The organism is Pseudomonas sp. sp1636, assembly GCF_030376615.1.
Classification (GTDB): Bacteria; Pseudomonadota; Gammaproteobacteria; order Pseudomonadales; family Pseudomonadaceae; genus Aquipseudomonas.
Genome location: NZ_JARRAB010000001.1, coordinates 145771 through 164959 on the forward strand (window position 1 = coordinate 145771; position 19189 = coordinate 164959).

Annotated in this window: 19 protein-coding genes; 5 read left to right on the forward strand and 14 right to left on the reverse strand. The window is 62.4% G+C overall.

What is annotated here, in order from left to right:
* Positions 1-39: 39 nt before the first annotated feature.
* From P8H27_RS00670 to xerD, 3 genes are all read right to left on the reverse strand, one after another.
* Positions 40-1344, reverse strand: a complete 1305-nt coding sequence (locus P8H27_RS00670; RefSeq protein ID WP_289634693.1) for a homoserine dehydrogenase — start codon at positions 1342-1344, stop codon at positions 40-42.
* 119 nt (positions 1345-1463) lie between these two features.
* Positions 1464-2189 (reverse strand): thioredoxin fold domain-containing protein, encoded by a 726-nt coding sequence (locus P8H27_RS00675; RefSeq protein ID WP_289634694.1) that lies wholly within the window; start codon positions 2187-2189, stop codon positions 1464-1466.
* Between the two features lie 92 nt (positions 2190-2281).
* Positions 2282-3178, reverse strand: a complete 897-nt coding sequence (xerD, locus tag P8H27_RS00680) for a site-specific tyrosine recombinase XerD (RefSeq protein ID WP_289634695.1) — start codon at positions 3176-3178, stop codon at positions 2282-2284.
* Between the two features lie 85 nt (positions 3179-3263).
* Here xerD and P8H27_RS00685 point away from each other — a divergent pair, with 85 nt between their 5' ends.
* Positions 3264-5105: a sodium:proton antiporter gene (locus P8H27_RS00685; RefSeq protein ID WP_289634696.1), complete on the forward strand. Its 1842-nt coding sequence runs from the start codon at positions 3264-3266 to the stop codon at positions 5103-5105.
* A 197-nt stretch (positions 5106-5302) separates the two neighbouring features.
* Here P8H27_RS00685 and rplS read toward each other — a convergent pair whose 3' ends face one another.
* From rplS to ffh, 5 genes are all read right to left on the reverse strand, one after another.
* On the reverse strand, positions 5303-5653 hold the full coding sequence (gene rplS / locus P8H27_RS00690) for a 50S ribosomal protein L19 (RefSeq protein ID WP_289634697.1): 351 nt from the start codon (positions 5651-5653) through the stop codon (positions 5303-5305).
* A gap of 42 nt (positions 5654-5695) precedes the next feature.
* A complete protein-coding gene (gene trmD, locus P8H27_RS00695; protein WP_289634698.1) occupies positions 5696-6448 on the reverse strand; it encodes a tRNA (guanosine(37)-N1)-methyltransferase TrmD in 753 nt (250 codons plus the stop codon).
* A gap of 5 nt (positions 6449-6453) precedes the next feature.
* On the reverse strand, positions 6454-6981 hold the full coding sequence (gene rimM, locus P8H27_RS00700; protein ID WP_289634879.1) for a ribosome maturation factor RimM: 528 nt from the start codon (positions 6979-6981) through the stop codon (positions 6454-6456).
* Between the two features lie 17 nt (positions 6982-6998).
* Complete coding sequence (gene rpsP, locus P8H27_RS00705; RefSeq protein WP_172144420.1) at positions 6999-7250, reverse strand: 30S ribosomal protein S16; 252 nt, start codon at positions 7248-7250, stop codon at positions 6999-7001.
* Between the two features lie 192 nt (positions 7251-7442).
* A complete protein-coding gene (ffh, locus tag P8H27_RS00710; RefSeq protein WP_289634699.1) occupies positions 7443-8816 on the reverse strand; it encodes a signal recognition particle protein in 1374 nt (457 codons plus the stop codon).
* A 157-nt stretch (positions 8817-8973) separates the two neighbouring features.
* On the opposite strand from ffh, the gene P8H27_RS00715 reads away from it, so the two are divergent.
* Together P8H27_RS00715 and P8H27_RS00720 are read left to right on the forward strand one after the other, a co-directional pair.
* Entirely contained in the window at positions 8974-9774 is an 801-nt protein-coding gene (locus tag P8H27_RS00715) for an inner membrane protein YpjD (RefSeq protein ID WP_289634700.1), read from the forward strand.
* A 9-nt stretch (positions 9775-9783) separates the two neighbouring features.
* On the forward strand, positions 9784-11070 hold the full coding sequence (locus tag P8H27_RS00720; protein ID WP_289634701.1) for an HlyC/CorC family transporter: 1287 nt from the start codon (positions 9784-9786) through the stop codon (positions 11068-11070).
* 33 nt (positions 11071-11103) lie between these two features.
* On the opposite strand, the gene P8H27_RS00725 is transcribed toward P8H27_RS00720, so the two are convergent.
* From P8H27_RS00725 to P8H27_RS00740, 4 genes are read right to left on the reverse strand one after another with little or no spacing between them, the layout of a single operon-like run.
* Positions 11104-11838 carry an SGNH/GDSL hydrolase family protein gene (locus tag P8H27_RS00725; protein WP_374761307.1) on the reverse strand — a complete coding sequence of 245 codons (735 nt, stop codon included), beginning with the start codon at positions 11836-11838 and terminating at the stop codon, positions 11104-11106.
* Positions 11835-12041, reverse strand: coding sequence for a DUF1289 domain-containing protein (locus P8H27_RS00730; RefSeq protein ID WP_289634702.1), 207 nt, complete (start codon positions 12039-12041; stop codon positions 11835-11837). Before P8H27_RS00730 ends, P8H27_RS00725 begins: the two co-directional genes overlap by 4 nt.
* Positions 12041-12565 carry a gamma carbonic anhydrase family protein gene (locus P8H27_RS00735; protein ID WP_289634703.1) on the reverse strand — a complete coding sequence of 175 codons (525 nt, stop codon included), beginning with the start codon at positions 12563-12565 and terminating at the stop codon, positions 12041-12043. The genes P8H27_RS00730 and P8H27_RS00735 overlap by 1 nt, the downstream gene beginning before the upstream one ends.
* A 37-nt stretch (positions 12566-12602) precedes the next feature.
* Complete coding sequence (locus tag P8H27_RS00740) at positions 12603-13205, reverse strand: CoA pyrophosphatase (protein ID WP_289634704.1); 603 nt, start codon at positions 13203-13205, stop codon at positions 12603-12605.
* Between the two features lie 168 nt (positions 13206-13373).
* Here P8H27_RS00740 and P8H27_RS00745 point away from each other — a divergent pair, with 168 nt between their 5' ends.
* Both P8H27_RS00745 and P8H27_RS00750 read left to right on the forward strand, forming a co-directional pair.
* The gene (locus P8H27_RS00745; RefSeq protein ID WP_289634705.1) at positions 13374-13931 is read left to right on the forward strand and encodes an NUDIX hydrolase; all 558 of its coding nucleotides are present in this window, start codon (positions 13374-13376) and stop codon (positions 13929-13931) included.
* A 19-nt stretch (positions 13932-13950) separates the two neighbouring features.
* Positions 13951-14454 carry a murein L,D-transpeptidase family protein gene (locus tag P8H27_RS00750; protein ID WP_289634706.1) on the forward strand — a complete coding sequence of 168 codons (504 nt, stop codon included), beginning with the start codon at positions 13951-13953 and terminating at the stop codon, positions 14452-14454.
* A 46-nt stretch (positions 14455-14500) separates the two neighbouring features.
* Here the strand turns inward: P8H27_RS00750 and P8H27_RS00755 are convergent, their stop codons facing one another.
* Positions 14501-14818: a YqfO family protein gene (locus P8H27_RS00755; RefSeq protein WP_289634707.1), complete on the reverse strand. Its 318-nt coding sequence runs from the start codon at positions 14816-14818 to the stop codon at positions 14501-14503.
* Between the two features lie 462 nt (positions 14819-15280).
* A complete protein-coding gene (gene purL / locus P8H27_RS00760; protein ID WP_289634708.1) occupies positions 15281-19174 on the reverse strand; it encodes a phosphoribosylformylglycinamidine synthase in 3894 nt (1297 codons plus the stop codon).
* Positions 19175-19189: the final 15 nt, after the last annotated feature.

The following is a 19189-nucleotide window of genomic DNA, read 5'->3' on the forward strand; positions in this document are numbered from 1 at the left end:
AAGCCGCATGCGCTTGCTGCGCCTGCGGCCTGCTGCTGGTTAGTTCAACTGTTCGACGCGGATACGCATGACCTTGCCCACCACATCATCCAATGCTTCCAGGGCGGCCAGCGCCTCGTCGATGCGCGCCTCGACCACCCGGTGGGTCACCAGAATCATCGGCACCAGGCCGTCGTGTTCTTCGACTTCCTTCTGCATGATCGACTCGATGTTGATGCCGCGCTGCGACAGGATGCTCGCCACCTGCGCCAGCACGCCGGGATGATCCTTGGCCTGGATGCGCAGGTAGTAGGCGCTTTCGCAGGCGCTGATCGGCAGTACCGGGTGATCGGACAGCGAGTCCGGCTGGAAGGCCAGATGCGGCACACGATTGGTCGGGTCGGTGGTCAGGGCGCGCACCACGTCGACCAGATCGGCAATCACCGAAGAAGCGGTTGGCTCCATGCCGGCACCCGCGCCGTAATACAGGGTCGAACCCGCCGCGTCGCCATTGACCATCACCGCGTTCATCACCCCGTTGACGTTGGCGATCAGCCGATCGGCGGGAATCAGGGTCGGGTGCACGCGCAACTCGATACCGGCCTCGGTGCGACGCGCGACCCCCAGGTGCTTGATGCGATAGCCCAGGGCTTCGGCATAGTTGACGTCAGCCGTGGTCAGCTTGGTGATGCCTTCGGTATAGGCCTTGTCGAATTGCAGCGGCACGCCGAAAGCGATGGAGGCGAGGATGGTCAGCTTGTGCGCCGCATCGATGCCCTCGACGTCGAAGGTCGGATCCGCCTCGGCATAACCCAAGGCCTGGGCTTCCTTGAGCACGTCGTCGAAGGCCCGGCCTTTCTCGCGCATTTCGCTGAGAATGAAGTTACCGGTGCCGTTGATGATCCCGGCCAGCCAATTGATACGGTTGGCCGCCAGACCTTCGCGAATCGCCTTGATCACCGGAATGCCGCCAGCAACGGCGGCTTCAAAAGCGACGATTACACCCTTCTCGCGGGCCTTGGCGAATATCTCGTTGCCGTGCACGGCGATCAGCGCCTTGTTCGCGGTGACCACGTGCTTGCCGTTTTCGATGGCCTTGAGCACCAGCTCTTTGGCCAAGGTGTAGCCACCGATCAGCTCGATGACGATATCGATCTCGGGGTTGTCGACCAGCTCGAAGACATCGCTGGTCATGCTAATACCGGTTGTGTCGTACTGCGGCTTGGGCGAGCGAATGGCAATCTGGGCAATCTCAATGCCACGACCGGCGCGACGTGTGATTTCCTCGGCGTTGCGCTTGAGTACATTCAAAGTACCGCCACCGACAGTACCCAGCCCACAGATGCCTACTTTGACCGGTTTCACACTGAACTCCCCATCTGCACTGCGTAAAACGGCCGGAGCTAGCTCCGGCCGCAGAAAAGAAAAAAGAGCCGCACCTTACGAAGCGGCTGTTTATTAGTCAATCGCTTCGAGCCCCCGAATCAGTTGGCTTCGAGCGCCAGCTTGGCCAGTTGCGCTGCCGGCTGGTAACCGGGTATCAGCTTGCCATTGGCCAGGACGATCGCCGGCGTGCCGCTGACCCCGATCATCTGCCCCAGGGCGTATTGCTTGGCCACCGGGTTGTCACATTCGGCAGCCGGCACCTCCTGGCGCGTCTTGGCCAGGGTCATCGCCGCCTGGCGATCCTTGGCGCACCAGACACTGACCAGTTCCTGGTAGGCCGGGCTTTGCAAACCCTGGCGCGGGAAGGCCACGTAACGCACCTCGACCCCCAGGCGATTGAGCGCCGGCACTTCGCTGTGCAGCTTCTGGCAGTAGCCACAATCGGTGTCGGTGAACACGGTGATATGGGTCTTGGCCTGCGCGGCGGGAAATATCACCATTTCCTTGGCCGCAATGCCGTTGATCTCTTTGGCAATCCCTTGGGTTTCCTGCTGCTCGGTCAGGTTGAGCGCCTGGCCATCCTTGATTTGAAACAGATAGCCCTGCAGGAGGAACTGACCATCGCCACTGGCATACAACTGACGCCCGCCCTTGAGCTGAATCTGATACAGGCCGGGCATCTGGCTCTCGGCAATCGCTTCGATGGGCATATCCGGCTGGATCGACTGCAAGCTCTGGCGGATCAGCTGATCGGGGTCGGCGGCCAGGCTCAGGCTGCTGGCCAGGCCGAGGGCCACGGCTGCGAAAATACGGGTCACGCGCATGGATACTCCTAACGAGCGTCGGACAAACGAAGATTGCCACAGCCTACCATAGATGCCCGCAAAGGCAGACCACAGCAGGTCGGACGGCCACCTCAGCCTCTTGGATGATGCCGGGCATGCAACTCTTGCAGGCGCGCTCGGGCAATATGGGTATAAATCTGCGTGGTCGACAGGTCGCTGTGCCCCAACAGCATCTGCACCACGCGCAGATCGGCGCCGTGATTGAGCAGATGCGTGGCAAAGGCATGGCGCAAGGTATGCGGCGACAGGCTCTTGGCGATCCCGGCGACCCTGGCCTGCAGCTTGATCCGATGCCAGAAGGTCTGCCGGGTCATTTGCTCGCCACGCAAGCTGGGAAACAGCACGTCGCTGGGTTTGCCGCCCAACAATAACGGCCGCGCCTCCTTGCTGTAGCGCTCGAGCCACAGGATCGCCTCTTCGCCCAGCGGCACCAGGCGCTCCTTGCTGCCCTTGCCGAACACGCGCAATACCCCCTGGCGCAGGTTGACCTGCTCCAGGGTCAGGCCGATCAACTCGCTGACCCGCAAACCACAGGCATAGAGCACCTCGAGCATGGCGCGATCGCGCAGGCCGATCGGGTCGTCCAGTTCCGGCGCCGCCAATAGCGCTTCGACATCCGCCTCCGAGAGGGACTTGGGCAGCGCTCTGCCGAGCTGCGGCAAATCGACCTGCAGGGTCGGATCGGCGCCAATCACCCCTTCGCGCAACAAGAATCGGTAAAAGCCGCGCAACCCCGAGATCAGCCGCGCGGTAGAGCGGGCCTTGTAGCCCTCATTCAAGCGCCAGGCCAGATGATCGAGAATCAACTCGCGACCGACGCCGGCCAACTCCAGATCGCGCGCCTGCAACCAACCATTGAACAACGCCAGATCGCTGCGATAGGCCGCCCGAGTGTGCACGGACAAGCCTTTCTCCAGCCACAGGGCATCGAGAAAACGGTCGATCAGCGGGTGGTCGATAGCGGGCATGGGGGACTATGGCGGCCATTGAAAGCGGGTTAGTCTTTCACAGCCTGGTCATGCCCGACTAGCGGCATGTAGCCAAGGACAACAAATGGACGAGCAACAAATCCTCCTCGCCTTCGCCGCCATCGGCGCCGCCGCCCTGGCCTGTCAGTGGCTGGCCTGGCGCCTGCGCTTGCCGGCGATTCTGTTCTTGTTGATCGGCGGCATTCTCGCGGGTCCGGTTCTCGGCTGGCTTGACCCACAGGCGCTGTTCGGCCCACTGCTGTTCCCCATGGTCTCGATGTCCGTGGCACTGATCCTGTTCGAAGGCAGCCTGACCCTGCATCTGTCCGAATGGCGCGAAATCGGCAGCGTGGTCAGACGCCTGGTAACAATCGGCGCACTGGCCACCTGGGCGATTATCGCCGTCACTACCCACTACCTGCTCGACTTCGCCTGGGACATGGCCCTGCTGTTCGGCACCCTGACCCTGGTCACCGGGCCCACGGTGATAGTACCGATGCTGCGCGTGGTACGGCCGAAAGCCTCGGTGGCGAACATCCTGCGCTGGGAAGGCATTGTCATCGACCCGATTGGCGCGCTGCTTGCCGTAGTCGTTTACAGCTTCATTATTGCCAGCAGTGACGGCGACGGCTGGAACCATGGTCTGGGTACCTTCGCCGGGGTGATCTTCTGCGGCAGCCTGTTCGGCATGGCCGGCGGCTGGGCACTCGGACAAGTACTGCGGCGGCAATGGCTGCCAGACTACCTGCACAACCTGGCCGTGCTGGCGACGGTACTCGGGGTTTTTATCGCATCCAACCAGGTCATGCACGAGTCCGGCCTGCTCGCGGTCACCCTGATGGGCATGTGGCTGGCCAATATGAAGGGCGTGGACGTCCGGCATATCCTCCACTTCAAGGAGAACCTCAGCGTGCTGCTGATTTCCGGCCTGTTCATTCTGCTCGCCGCGCGCCTGGATCTCGGCGCCCTGCTCGCGATGGGGCCGGCGGTTTTGCTGCTGCTCGCCGTCATCCAATTCATCGCGCGCCCGCTCAGCGTGGCGCTGTCTACCCATGGCTCCAGCCTCAACTGGCGTGAGCGCGCCCTGCTCGCCTGGATAGCCCCACGCGGCATAGTCGCCGCCGCGGTGTCGGCGATCTTCGCCATCCGCTTGAGCGAGTCCGGCCACGACGGCGCCCAGCTTCTGGTGCCCCTGACTTTCGCCGTCATCATCGGCACCGTGGTCTTGCAAAGCGCCACCGCGCGTCCACTGGCAAGCCTGCTCAAGGTGGCCGAACCATCGCCCAGCGGCTTCCTCATCGTTGGCGCCAACTCAGTCGCCCGGGCGATTGGCAGGGCCCTGCAACAACTCAACTGTCGCGTACTGCTGACCGACTCAAGCTGGGAAAACATTCGCGCCGCGCGCATGGAGAACCTGCCGACCTATTTCGGCAACCCAGCCTCACAACATGCCGAGGCGCACCTGGATCTGATCGGCCTCGGCCACCTGCTGGCGCTATCGCCGGCCGGCGAACTGAACACCCTGGCGAGCATGCGCTTTCGCCATGAGTTCGGCGCCACGCGCCTGTTCAGCCTGGCAAGCGGCCAGGAAAGTCGCCGCAGCGACAAGCACCGCGCCAGCGACGAACACCGTGGCCGACCGCTGGGCAGTCAGCCCCTGACCTATCCTCATGCCGCCAGCCGCCTGTCCCACGGCGCCGAACTGTACAACACAACCTTGACCGACGGCTTCGGCTGGGGCGATTACCAGGCGCTGCACGGCACGCGCGCCACCCTACTGTTCGCCCGCGACCCTGAGGGCTGGGTGCACGTGGCAACGCCAGGCCACAACTTGCAACCGCAGACCGGCTGGACCCTGGTATCGCTCATCGAAACGCAAACGACAACCACCGCCAGTGTGGAGCAAAATAGCCTGCAGACCACATGAGCGACGATCGAATCGACCACCCCTGATGATCCGCTCTCCGGGGTTCGGCATCCGGAAGCCTCTTGCCAAGCCCCACAACCGAGCCCGGCCAGGCGGACAACTTATCGGGACGCGGAGCAAGCGACACTCAACGCCCAGCCCGCCCCATAAACGAAAAAAGCAGCCCGAAGGCTGCTTTTTTCACAGGAAGCCGAGGCTTAGCCCAGTTTTTCCTTGATACGCGCCGCCTTACCGGACAGGTCACGCAGGTAGTACAGCTTGGCTTTGCGTACGTCGCCGCGACGCTTGACGGCCAGGCTCTCGACCAGCGGGCTGTAGGTCTGGAAAGTACGCTCTACGCCAACACCGTTGGAGATCTTGCGCACAGTGAAGGCACTGTTCAGACCACGGTTACGCTTGGCGATTACCACGCCTTCGAACGCCTGCAGACGCTCACGGTCGCCTTCCTTCACTTTCACCTGGACGACAATGGTGTCACCCGGGGCAAAGGGAGGGACTACTTTGCTCATCTGCTCAGCTTCGATTTGCTGAATGATCTTGTTGGTCATGCTGCGCTCCTAAGACAAGCCGTCTGGCCGGTCATCGATACGTTAACTATCGTCCCGCTGGCGGATGTATTCCTCCAGCAGCTTTTTCTCTTCCCCAGAAAGCGAGCGGCTATCCAGAAGATCGACACGACGTTCCCAGGTCCGACCGAGGGACTGCTGCAAACGCCAGCGCCGGATGTGTTCGTGGTTGCCGCCGAGCAGCACCTCAGGAACACGCTTATCCGCATACACCTCCGGACGGGTGTAATGCGGGCAGTCGAGCAGGCCATCCGTAAAGGAATCCTCCTCGGCCGAACTTGCATGACCCAATGCACCAGGCAAAAGGCGCGTTACCGCATCGATCAGCACCATGGCCGGCAGCTCACCGCCAGACAGGACGTAATCCCCAATCGACCATTCTTCATCGACGTACGTTTCAATGAAACGCTCATCGACGCCTTCGTAGCGCCCGGCAATCAGGATCAAAGCCTCCTCATTGGCCAGTTCGCGTACGGCTGACTGCGTCAGCTGACGACCCTGCGGCGAGAGGTAAATCACCTTCGCTTTTACACCTGCGGCCTGCCTGGCATCGAGCAAGGCATCCTCAAGCGGCTTGATCTTCATCACCATGCCCGGACCGCCACCGAAAGGCCGATCATCCACAGTGTGATGACGGTCTACGGTGTAGCTCCGCGGATTCCAACAGGTCAGTTGCAGCAAGCCCTGCTTCACCGCACGGCTGGTGATGCCGTAGTCGCTGATTGCGGTAAACATTTCCGGGAACAGCGTAATGACTTCGACGCGCAGATTTGGCATCAGGCTTAGAAGTCCGCATCCCAGTCGACCCGCATTTCGCCAGCGCCAAGGTCAATCGACAGCACGCATTGCTCCGTATAGGGCAACAGGCGCTCACGACCATCCAGGCTGTCGGTGCAGGGTTTGACCACAATCACATCGTTGGCACCGGTCTCGAACAAATGGTCGATCTTGCCGAGCAATTGCCCCGCTTGATCGATAACCCTGAGACCTTCCAACTGATACCAGTAGAACTCGCCTTCACTCAGCTCAGGCAGCTGGCTGCGCGGCACGCAAATCTCGAAACCGGCGAAGGTACGAGCCACTTCGCGGTCATCCAGACCCTTGAGCCTTGCCACCAGAACCTTGCCTTGCAAGCGCCCACTGGCCACTTCGACTTGCTTCACCTCGTTGTCACGCCTGAGCGTCCAGCGAGGGTAATCGAGCACGTTGGTCAAAGGATCAGTAAAGGAAAACACCTTCACCTCGCCTTTTATGCCATGCACCGAGACTATCTTGCCCAGAACCACTAAGTCCTCGGCGGGAGCTGGCATCATGCTCATAAGGTTGCTTAGGCAGCAGCCTTGGCAGCTTCCTTGAGCAGCTGAGCAACACGCTCAGACGGCTGTGCACCCTGGCCGAGCCAGTAAGTAGCACGCTCTTGGTCGACGGACAGCTTGATTTCGGCACCCGAAGCAACCGGATTGAAGAAACCAATACGCTCAACGAAACGACCATCGCGCGCATTGCGGCTGTTGGTCACGGTGAGGTGGTAAAACGGGCGCTTTTTGGAGCCGCCACGGGCAAGACGGATGGTTACCATTGAACTTCTTTCCTGTAGTCGGTGCTGCAAACTAAAAAATGCAAGCATAGGGCACTAGGCCCGAAAGGCCGCATATTCTAAGGATTATTAGGGTTTTTGCAAATCTCTTTTTTGCCGCCAACGCTCGGCGACCGCCGCAAGCCACAGGCCGCAAGCGGTCATCCAGAGACCACTTGCAGCTTGAAGCTCAAGCTACATCTTCGGCATACCGCCCGGCATCATACCGCCCATGCCGCGCATCATCTTGGCCATACCGCCCTTGGCCGTGAATTTCTTCATCATCTTTTGCATCTGCTTATGCTGCTTGATCAGGCGCCCGATGTCCTGCACCTGAGTCCCCGAACCCATGGCGATGCGGCGCTTGCGCGAGCCGCTGATAATTTCCGGGTCGCGCCGCTCGCCTGGAGTCATCGAGTTGATGATGGCTTCCATCTGCTTGAACTGTTTCTCGGCCGCCCCCTGAGCGTTGCCCATCTGCGCCAGATTGACCCCACCCATCTGCGGCAACTTGTCCATCAGGCCGCCAAGGCCACCCATGTTCTTCATCTGCTGCAACTGGTCACGGAAGTCTTCGAGATCGAAGCCCTTGCCCTTCTTCAGCTTCTTGCTCAGCTTGTCGGCTTTCTCGCGGTCGAGGGTCTGTTCGGCCTGCTCGATCAGGCTGAGCACATCGCCCATACCGAGGATGCGCGAGGCAATTCGCTCCGGATGGAACGGCTCCAGCGCATCGCTCTTCTCGCCCATACCGATGAACTTGATCGGCTTGCCGGTGACATGCCGCACCGACAAGGCCGCACCGCCGCGCGCGTCGCCATCGACCTTGGTCAGCACCACGCCGGTCAGCGGCAGGGCATCGCCGAAGGCCTTGGCGGTGTTGGCCGCATCCTGACCGGTCATGGCATCGACCACGAACAGGGTCTCGGCCGGTTTGATCGCGGCATGCAGCGCCTGGATCTCCGCCATCATCTCGGCATCGATGGCCAGACGACCGGCGGTATCGACGAGCACCACATCGATGAATTTGAGCTTGGCTTCCTTGATCGCCGCCTCGGCAATCGCCACCGGTTTCTGGCTGATATCGGAAGGGAAGAAGGTCACGCCGATATCGGCTGCCAGGGTTTCCAACTGCTTGATCGCCGCCGGACGGTAGACGTCGGCCGACACCACCAACACGGTCTTCTTCTTGCGCTCCTTGAGGAAGCGCGCCAATTTGCCTACCGTGGTGGTTTTACCCGCGCCCTGCAAGCCGGCCATCAGCACCACGGCCGGCGGCGTGACGTTCAACACCAGGTCTTCGTTGGCCGCGCCCATCAGCTCTTCCAGCTCGGCGCGCACGACCTTTACGAAGGCCTGGCCCGGCGTCAGGCTTTTCGACACCTCGGTACCGACCGCACGGTCTTTAACCTTGCTGACGAAGTCCTTGACCACCGGCAACGCGACGTCAGCTTCGAGCAACGCCATGCGCACTTCACGCAAGGTGTCCTTGATATTGTCTTCGGTCAGCCTGGCCTTGCCAGTGACATTGCGCAGCGTCTGCGAGAGGCGGTCGGTAAGATTTTCGAACATGCACGTTCCTTTCGGGCCCTATCGAGCCGAGGGTGGGCTTGCAACAGACCGGCGATTATATCGGAGACTCCCAGCCACCGACACTGTCGGCGGTCTTTCGTGAAATGCTCGTTGTATGCCACACTCAGCGCCTTTCGGGCTTGCCTAACCAGGATTTATGCACCCTTTGCTTCCCAGTCTCGCTGCTGCCAGCTTTTACGCCGGCGCCACCCTCTACCAAGGCCTGCGCCTGAGCCAGCGCAGCACGCCCGATAAACGCCTGCTGGCGCTACTCGGCGTGCTCGCCTTGCTCTTCCATGGCGCCAGCCTGATTCTGCAGATGAGCCAAGCGTCCGGCCTGTCGCTCGACTTCTTCAATGCGGCCAGCCTGATTGCCAGTGCCGTGATCGCGCTGACCCTGCTCGCCTGCATCCGCATCCCCGTGCAGAATCTGCTGCTGCTGCTATTCCCGCTCGGCTGCCTGACGGTATTGCTGGCGCAGTTCATGCCGAGCGGCACGATCCAGTCGATCAACGAAGCGCCGGGCATCCTCGCCCACATCCTGCTGTCGATCCTGGCCTACGGCATGCTCACCATCGCCGTGTTCCAGGCGCTGCTGCTGTTGCTGCAGGATCATCAGCTCAAGCACAAGCACCCGTCCGGCTTGATCAAAAACTTCCCGCCGCTGCAAACCATGGAAAGCCTGCTGTTTGGCTTTCTCTGGGCCGGCTGGATACTGCTGTCGCTGTCGCTGCTGTCGGGCGTGGTTTTCATCGATGACCTGTTCGCCCAGCACCTGCTGCACAAAACCATCCTGTCCAGCTTCGCCTGGGTGGTCTTCGCCGTGCTGCTCTGGGCCCGACACCAGCTCGGCTGGCGCGGACACAAAGCCATCCGCTGGACCCTGGCCGGTTTTTGCCTGCTGATGCTGGCCTACTTCGGTAGCAAGCTGGTTCGCGAATTCATCCTGCATATCTAGGCCATTGCCGTGGACAACGCACACCCCGGTTTTCTGCTTGGCCTGCTGATCTTCCTGCTGGCCTGCTCGGCCTTCTTCTCCAGCTCGGAAACCGGCATCCTCAGCCTCAATCGCTACCGCCTGCGCCACCTGACCAAAGAAGGGCACCGTGGCGCCAAGCGCGTCAGCGACCTGCTCAGCCGCCCTGATCGCCTGCTCGGCACCATCCTGATCGGCAACAATTTCGTCAACATTCTCGCCTCGGCCATCGCCACCGTACTGGCCATTCAGCTCTGGGGCGAGGCCGGGATCGCGATCGCCACCATAGGCCTGACCCTGGCGCTGCTGATTTTCGGCGAAATCACCCCGAAAACCCTGGCCGCCCTGCACCCGGAAAAAGTTGCCTACCCGTTCAGCCTGCCGCTGCTGCTGCTGCTCAAACTGTTCTACCCCCTGGTCATTATGCTCGGCTGGATCAGCAACGGCCTGCTCAGGCTGCTGGGTATCGACCCGGCCAGCAAAAGCAACGACAGCCTGACCACCGAGGAACTGCGCAGCGTGGTGCGCGAGTCTGGCCATGAACTGCCGAAAAACCGCCAGAACATGCTGCTCGGCATCCTCGACCTGGAAAACGTCACGGTCGACGACATCATGATTCCGCGCAACGAAGTCACCGGCATCAACCTGGAAGACGACCTCGAAACCATCCTCAACCTGCTCACCACCACGACCCACACGCGCCTGCCGGTGTTTCGCCACGACATCAACCAGGTCGAGGGCATCGTCCACATGCGCCAGATCGCGCGCCTGATGAGCCACAACCAGCTGACCAAGGAAGACTTGCTCGCCGCCTGCAACGAACCCTATTTCGTGCCGGAGAACACGCCGCTGTCGACTCAGTTGATCAACTTCCAGAAGCAGAAACACCGCATCGGCATCGTCGTCGACGAGTACGGCGATGTGATCGGCATCGTGACCCTGGAAGACATCCTCGAAGAAATTGTCGGCGACTTCAGCAACCAAGACGCGCTGCGCAGCCCGGACATCCACCCACAGGAAGACGGCACCCAGGTCATCGATGGCGCCGCCTATATCCGCGAAGTGAACAAGACGCTCGGCTGGCACCTGCCCTGCGACGGCCCCAAGACCCTCAACGGCCTGATCACCGAAGCCCTGGAAAGCATTCCCGACAGCGCCGTATGCCTGAAGATAGGCCCCTACCGCCTGGAAATCCTGCAATCGTCGGAGAACCGGGTAAAAAGCGTGCGAGTCTGGCAGACCAGCGCTACGGCGCCGAGCGACGAACCGGCAGACTAGCAGGCCGTTGAGAAATGTAGGCGCCGAAATTGACTAGTCGAACCGCCCCAACAGGCCATTAACCGCCAGGCTCTCGGCCCAGACCCGATAACCGAGGCTCGACGGGTGATAGCCATCGAGCGCCAGGTAATCTGCGGAAAATTCCAGAGTCGCCGAATGATGCCCCGCCCCGAGGCGATCGGCGAGCCGGCGCAAGCTGGCATCCAGCAAGGCGGCGCGCATGCCGAGCACACGCCGCAACAACCAGGGCAAGGCGCTCAAATGCTGCAGCGGCGGCACGCTGCAGAAGGCCACCCGCGCACCATCCCGGGCCAATGCCTCGGCCATGTCGCCAAGCGCCGTCTGCCAGTGCCGCAGCGAAGTGACATGGCTGGTGTCGTTGACGCCGAAGACCAGCAGCACCAGATCAAAGGATTCATCCAGCACCTGCGGCAACAACCGCTCCCGCGCCTGTACCGCGGTGATGCCATTCTCGCCGCAGGCACGCCAGGCCACCGGCCTGGCGTGCCGAACGGCCAGCGCCTCGGCCAACTGCCCCACCAGCGCCGCACGCAAGCAACTGACACCAACACCCACCACCGTCGACTCGCCCAACAGCAGCAAACGCAAGGGCTCACCCGCCTGATCCGCCCCCGCCAGACCGCGCCGCGGGCCTTCGGCAGGCGGCAGCCGCAGTGTCCGCCTGCGCGTGCGTATGGCCAGCGGCACCAGCAGCGGCGACAGCAACGCCACCATCAACCACCAGGCGTAGGCGCGCAGGCGACTCACCGCTCGCCAGAACCACAGAGCAAGACGCCCTTGGCTTGCGCACGCTCATGACAGCGCCGCAGCACCTGACGGCGCGCGGCGTTGTCCATGCGGCTCCAATGGGTGATTTCGGCGGCATTGCGCTGGCAGCCGATACAGATGTCTTCATCGTCCAGCGCGCAGACCTGCACACAGGGCGAGGCAAGGGGGCGTTCTTGCGCCATCAGTCGTCCTGCTCGGCCAGATCGCGCGCGTAACGTTGGGCGTTATGGACATAGTGGGCGGCGCTGACTTCGAGCATTTTTTTCTGCGCCTCGCTCAGCTCACGCACCACCTTGCCTGGCGAGCCGACCACCAGCGAACCGTCGGGAATCTCCTTGCCTTCGGCGATCAGCGTATTGGCGCCGATGATGCAGTACTTGCCGATCCTGGCACCGTTGAGCACCACCGCATTGATGCCGATCAGGCTGTAATCGCCCACCGTGCAGCCATGCAGCATGGCGTTATGGCCGATGGTCACACCCTTGCCGACCGTCAACGGAGAGCCCATGTCGGTGTGCATCACCGTACCGTCCTGCACGTTGCTCTGCTCGCCGATATGGATCAGTTCATTGTCGCCACGCAACACCGCGTTGAACCAGACGCTCGCCCCCTGCTCCAACTTGACCCTGCCAACCAGGGTGGCGTTCGGCGCCACCCAGCTCTCGGGATGGGCGTCGACACAGAATTGCCCCAGGCGATAGTTCATTGGTTGACCCTCGTTTGCCGGTTGATGTCTGCCGCTATTAGCGGAGCGTGATGAAATGCGCAGGCGGCCGGTGCAGCTGGATGCCGGCGTCATAAACCAAGTTGACCAGTTCAACCAGCATGATCGCCGTAAGGCCCCAGATCTTGTATTCGCCATAACGGTAGCTCGGCACGTACCAACTCTGTCCGAGGTAGTCGATGCGATGGGTCATCTCGCGCGAATCGTCGCGAAAGAACGCCAGGGGCACCGCAAACACCGAGGCGATTTCGTCGTCGTTGGCCCGGTATTCGACGTAATCCGGCACCAGTCCGACATAGGGCGTGACCTGAATGCCGTGCCGCGAAACCAGCGTGCTGAGCGGCCCAACCACCTCGACCAGACCTGGCGGCAGACCGATTTCCTCTTCGGCCTCACGCAGCGCGGTGCGAACCAGATCGGCATCTTCCGGATCCCGTCGACCACCGGGGAAAGCCACCTCGCCACCGTGGGTGGACAGGCCACTGGCGCGCAAGGTCAACACCACTTCCGGCTCGTCGCTGCGAGTGAGCGGAACCAACACCGCCGCTTCCGGGAAGTTGCGGTCGGCCTCCAGAAGACGCGGGCTGTAGCCGCGCACGCGGTGGAGCAGTTCGTCCAGCATGGAAGTTCTCGGTATTTGTTCTTGTTTGGATGATTGCACGAAAGTCACCCGCGGCCCAAGCCCCGCAACGCTGGCCACGAGCATTCAGGATATCGATGCAACGCCTGCATTGCGCTTGCCGTCCAGCCCTATCGCGCGCCAAGATATGGGCAGCAAAGAGGATTCGCCATGAAGTTCTGCAGCCAGTGCGGCAGCCCTGTGGCCCTGATGATTCCCCAGGGCGACAACCGCTTGCGCCATGTGTGCGAGCACTGCCACACCATTCATTACCAAAACCCGCGAATCGTCGCCGGCTGCCTGCCAGTATGGGATCAACGCGTGTTGTTGTGCCGCCGCGCCATCGAACCGCGCCGCGGTTACTGGACCCTGCCGGCCGGCTTCATGGAGAACGGTGAAACCCTGGAGCAGGCAGCGGCCCGCGAAACCCACGAGGAAGCCTGCGCACGGGTGCGCGACCTGAGCCTCTATACCCTGTTCGACCTGCCGCACATCAATCAGGTGTATATGTTCTTCCGCGCCGAACTGGTCGACCTGAACTTTGCCGTCGGCGCAGAGAGCCTGGAGGTACGGCTGTTCGCGGAATCCGAAATCCCTTGGTCCGAGCTGGCTTTCCCGACTGTCGGGCGTACCTTAGAATGCTACTTCGCCGACCGGCAACAACACGCCTACCCGGTACGCAACGAGCCGCTGGAAGCCTTGCGCGCGCACTACAAGAAAGTCCATTGAACCCTGGGATACCGCTCCGATGCGCTGGCTACTCATTCTGCTCTGTTTATCCATTACCGCTCATGTTCACGCCACTGCCACGCCCATCCAGGAGGCCTCCTCGGTCGACAAGGTGCTGGTGATCAAGTCGGAGCGCAAACTGCACCTGATCCGCCGCGGCGAAACCCTCAAGTCCTACCGGATTTCCCTCGGCAAGCAGGCCAGCGGCGCCAAGCGCCGCGAGGGCGATCAGCGCACACCGGAAGGTCTCTATTGGATCGACTGGCGCAAAACCAGCGAGAAATACCAGCTGTCGCTGCACATTTCCTACCCCAACGCCCGCGACCAGGCCCACGCCCGCGAGCAGGGCGTGACGCCGGGCGGCATGATCATGATTCACGGCACGCCGCAGGACGAGGAATACCCGGAGTGGTTCTTCCATACCCTGGACTGGACCGAAGGCTGCATCGCCCTGAAAAACGACGACATGCGCGAGATCTGGAAGCTGGTCAAAGACGGCACCCTGATCGAGATCAGACCCTGACGGCGGCAAGCGCTAAGCCTGCCCCTTGCCGCTGATGGCTTCTCGCCTAGAACTGAATATCCGACAAACGCCAGACATCGAAAGCCGGCGTCTCGTAGGGATGGCTCTTTTTCAGGGCCTTGACCGCGTCATGGATCAGCTCGTCGGCAACCACCAGCTCTACTTTCCACTCCGCAACCTGCTCGACCACGCCGACCTGACCGAGAAACGCCTGACTACCTTCCAGCGGGCGGAACTGCCCCTGCCCCAAGGCCTGCCAGGCGCAATTGTCGTAGCGACCAATGCGCCCACCACCCGCGGCAAACACCACCTCTTTCACCTCGTCCAGATGGGTTTCCGGGACATAAAAGCACAGTTTGTACATCAAACTCTCCGCAGACAGGGCAGATTGAAAGTGGCTGGATAATGACGCCAAAAAAATAATGGCATTTTGCCTTCATTCAATCTGTGGCGTCTATCACACACCTTGTTTTCGACCGCCGGATCGCCCGGGCGTTCGCCCTGAACAGCGTGCTGTCGAGCACGGCCCGCGCCTTGCGGCCTAATTGCCGCTGCAGAAACGCCGCCACTTGGCTTTGCCAGCAGGCGCCGACGGATTGTGCTCGCCATCGCAGCAAGGCAAACGCAGCGACTGGCACAGCGGCACCGCAACAAAACCGATTGCAGACAGGATCGAGCCGCACCCCGGCTGAACAGCCGGGAGGGCTATCGGGAAGTGCGGACGAACGCCCGCAACGGCACAGCAGCAAGCGAGCGCCAGGTTTGACCTGGCGCACCCGGGCAGGACAGGCGCAGACTTAGCGGGTTTGCGCCTGCGCCCCCGGCATCAATCCACCCAGACCCGCGCGTTGCGGAACATGCGCAGCCAGCCGGCGTCTTCTTGCCACTCATCCGGCCGCCAGGAGTTCTGCACGGCGCGGAACACCCGTTCCGGGTGCGGCATCATGATGGTCACCCGGCCGTCGCGGCTGGTCAGGCCGGTGATGCCACGCGGCGAGCCGTTGGGGTTGGCCGGATAGGTTTCGCTGACCTTGCCGTGGTTGTCGACGAAGCGCATGGCCACGCAGCCGGACAGGTCGGCCTCGAGCAGGGCTTCCTCGCTCTCGAACTCGGCATGCCCCTCGCCGTGGGCGATGGCAATCGGCATGCGCGAACCGGCCATGCCCTGGAGGAAGATCGAGGCCGATTCCTGCACCTGGACCATGGCCACCCGCGCCTCGAACTGCTCCGAACGGTTGCGCACGAAGTGCGGCCAGAACTCGCTGCCGGGGATCAGCTCGTGCAGGTTGCTCATCATCTGGCAGCCGTTGCACACGCCGAGGGCGAAGCTGTCCTTGCGCTCGAAGAAGGCCTGGAAGGCATCGCGGGCCCGGTTGTTGAACAGGATCGACTTGGCCCAACCCTCGCCGGCACCGAGCACGTCGCCGTAGGAGAAGCCGCCGCAGGCGACCAGGCCCTTGAAGGTCTCCAGATCGACACGCCCGGCGAGGATATCGCTCATGTGCACGTCGATCGCATTGAAACCGGCGCGGTCGAAAGCCGCGGCCATTTCCACCTGGCCGTTGACGCCTTGCTCGCGCAGCACGGCGATTTGCGGACGCAGGCCCTTCTTGATGTAGGGCGCGGCGATGTCCTGGTTGACGTCGAAAGCCAGCGTGATGCTGAGGCCCGGATTGTCTTCCTCGAGCAGCGCATCGAACTCCTGCTCGGCGCACTGGACGTTATCGCGCAGGCGCTGAACCTGGTAACTGGTTTCGCTCCACTGGCGCTGCAACAAGCGGCGTTGGCCGGCGAATACCGGCTGATCGTTGAAGTTGATCCGCACCTCGCCATTGTTCACCGGCTGACCGATCACCGCCACGCAGTCCAGCCCCGCCGCACTGAACTGGGTCAGCACCTGCGGGGTGATATCCTTGTGCACCTGGATCAGCGCCCCCAGCTCCTCGTTGAACAGCACCGCCGCCAGTTCGTCCGGGCTGCCGGCCAACGAGTCGAGCGTCAGATTGAGGCCGCAGTGGCCGGCGAAGGCCATTTCCAGCGCACTGACCAGCAAGCCGCCGTCGGAACGGTCATGGTAAGCCAACAGGTGACCGTCGGCATTCAGGCCCTGGATCACCGCGAAGAAGGCCTTGAGGTCTTCGGCGTCGTCGACGTCGGGAGCCTGCTTGCCGATCTGCCCATAGACCTGAGCCAGAATCGAGGCGCCCAGGCGGTTTTGCCCACGGCCCAGGTCGATCAGGATCAGGTCGGTTTCGCCCTTGTCCATACGCAGTTGCGGCGTCAGGGTCTTGCGAATATCGCTGACCGGAGCGAAGCCGGTGACGATCAGCGACAACGGCGAGGTGACGCTCTTCTCCGCGTCGTCCTCCTGCCAGCGGGTCTGCATCGACATCGAATCCTTGCCCACCGGGATGGTGATCCCCAGCTCCGGGCACAACTGCATGCCGACGGCTTTGACCGTGTCGTACAGGCGGGCGTCTTCGCCCGGGTGGCCAGCGGCGGCCATCCAGTTGGCGGACAGTTTGATGTCGGAAATCTGCTCGATCCGCGCCGCGGCCAGGTTGGTCACGGTTTCGCCAATGGCGATGCGTCCCGAGGCGGCCGCATCCAGCAAGGCCAGCGGGGTGCGCTCGCCCATGGCCATGGCTTCGCCGGTATAGACGTCGAAGCTGGTGGCGGTGACCGCGCAATCGGCCACCGGCACCTGCCACGGACCGACCATCTGATCGCGCGCGACCAGGCCGGTGATGGTGCGGTCGCCGATGGTGATCAAAAAGCTCTTGCTGGCCACGGCCGGGTGATGCAGCACGCGGGTCAGGGCATCGTCGAGCGCCAGGCCGCTGGCAACGAAATCATCGCCCAGCTCGGCTTCGTGAGCGGCCGAACGGTGCATGCGCGGCGCCTTGCCGAGCAGCACGTTGAGCGGCATGTCCACCGGCTTGTTGCCGAAATGGCTGTCGGCAACGCTCAGGTGCGGCTCTTCGGTGGCCTCGCCGACCACCGCGAACGGGCAACGCTCGCGCTCGCAAATCGCCTTGAAACGCTCGAATTCGGCGGCATCGACCGCCAGCACGTAGCGCTCCTGGGACTCGTTGCTCCAGATCTCATGGGGCGCCATGCCCGGCTCGTCGTTGGGCACATTGCGCAGCTCGAAACGCCCGCCACGACCGCCGTCGTTGACCAACTCGGGGAAGGCGTTGGACAGGCCGCCGGCGCCGACGTCATGGATAAAGCTGATCGGGTTGCGCTCGCCGAGCTGCCAGCAGCGGTCGATCACTTCCTGGCAGCGCCGCTCCATTTCCGGGTTCTCGCGCTGCACCGAGGCGAAATCCAGATCCGCCGAGCTGGCACCGGTGGCCATCGACGAGGCGGCGCCGCCGCCCAGGCCGATCAACATGGCCGGACCACCGAGCACGATCAGTTTGGCGCCGATGCTGATTTCACCTTTCTGCACATGGTCGGCGCGGATGTTGCCCATACCGCCCGCAAGCATGATCGGCTTGTGGTAACCGCGCACCTCGAGGCCGCGCGGCGTCTGGATCGTTTGTTCGAAGGTGCGGAAATAGCCGGTCAGCGCCGGGCGACCGAATTCGTTGTTGAACGCGGCGCCGCCGAGCGGCCCTTCGATCATGATGTCCAGGGCGGTGACGATGCGCTCCGGCTTGCCATAGGGCACTTCCCACGGCTGTTCGAAGCCGGGGATCTGCAAATTGGATACGCTGAAACCGGTCAGCCCGGCCTTGGGCTTGGCGCCGCGGCCGGTGGCGCCTTCGTCGCGGATCTCGCCGCCGGAGCCGGTGGCCGCACCGGGGAAGGGGGCGATGGCGGTCGGGTGGTTGTGGGTCTCCACCTTCATCAGGATGTGCACCGGCTCCTGATGGGCGGCGTATTGACGGGTTTCGGCGTTCGGGTAGAAACGCCCGGCCGTATGGCCGACGATCACCGCGGCATTGTCTTTATAGGCCGAGAGCACGCCTTCGCTGTGCAGCTCATGGGTGTTCTTGATCATGCCGAACAGCGACTTGTCCTGGCTCTCGCCGTCGATGTCCCAGCTGGCATTGAAGATCTTGTGCCGGCAATGCTCGGAGTTGGCCTGGGCGAACATCATCAGTTCGATGTCGTGCGGGTTGCGCTTCAGCTCATTGAAGCTGCTGACCAGGTAATCGATTTCGTCTTCGGCCAGGGCCAGGCCCAGTTCGACGTTGGCCTGTTCCAGGGCGGCGCGGCCACCGCCCAGCACATCCACCGCGCTCAGCGGCTTGGGCGTGGCGTGACTGAACAGCGCAGCGGCGCCTTGCAAATCAGGCAACACCAGCTGGGTCATGCGGTCATGCAGCAAGCCCGCGACCAGTTGCAGCTCGGCTTCGCTCAACTCGCCGGCGACGTAGTAGGCGATACCGCGCTCGATGCGCTGGATCTTCGCCAGCCCGCAGTTACGGGCGATGTCACTGGCCTTGCTCGACCAGGGCGAGATGGTGCCGAAACGCGGAATGCTCAGGAGCAAGCGGCCGTTCGGCTCCTGCACCGGGACACTCGGGCCGTATTTCAGCAGACGGGCCAGCACCTGTTCTTCATCGGCGCTGAGCACCCCGACGACATCGGCAAAATGCGCGAACTCGGCATACAGCCCAGTCACAGCGGGTACCTTGCTGGTCAGTTGGGCAAGCAATTTACCGTGGCGGAAAGCAGAAAGGGCGGGAGCGCCGCGCAGGATCAACATCGGGGACAGCCTCTG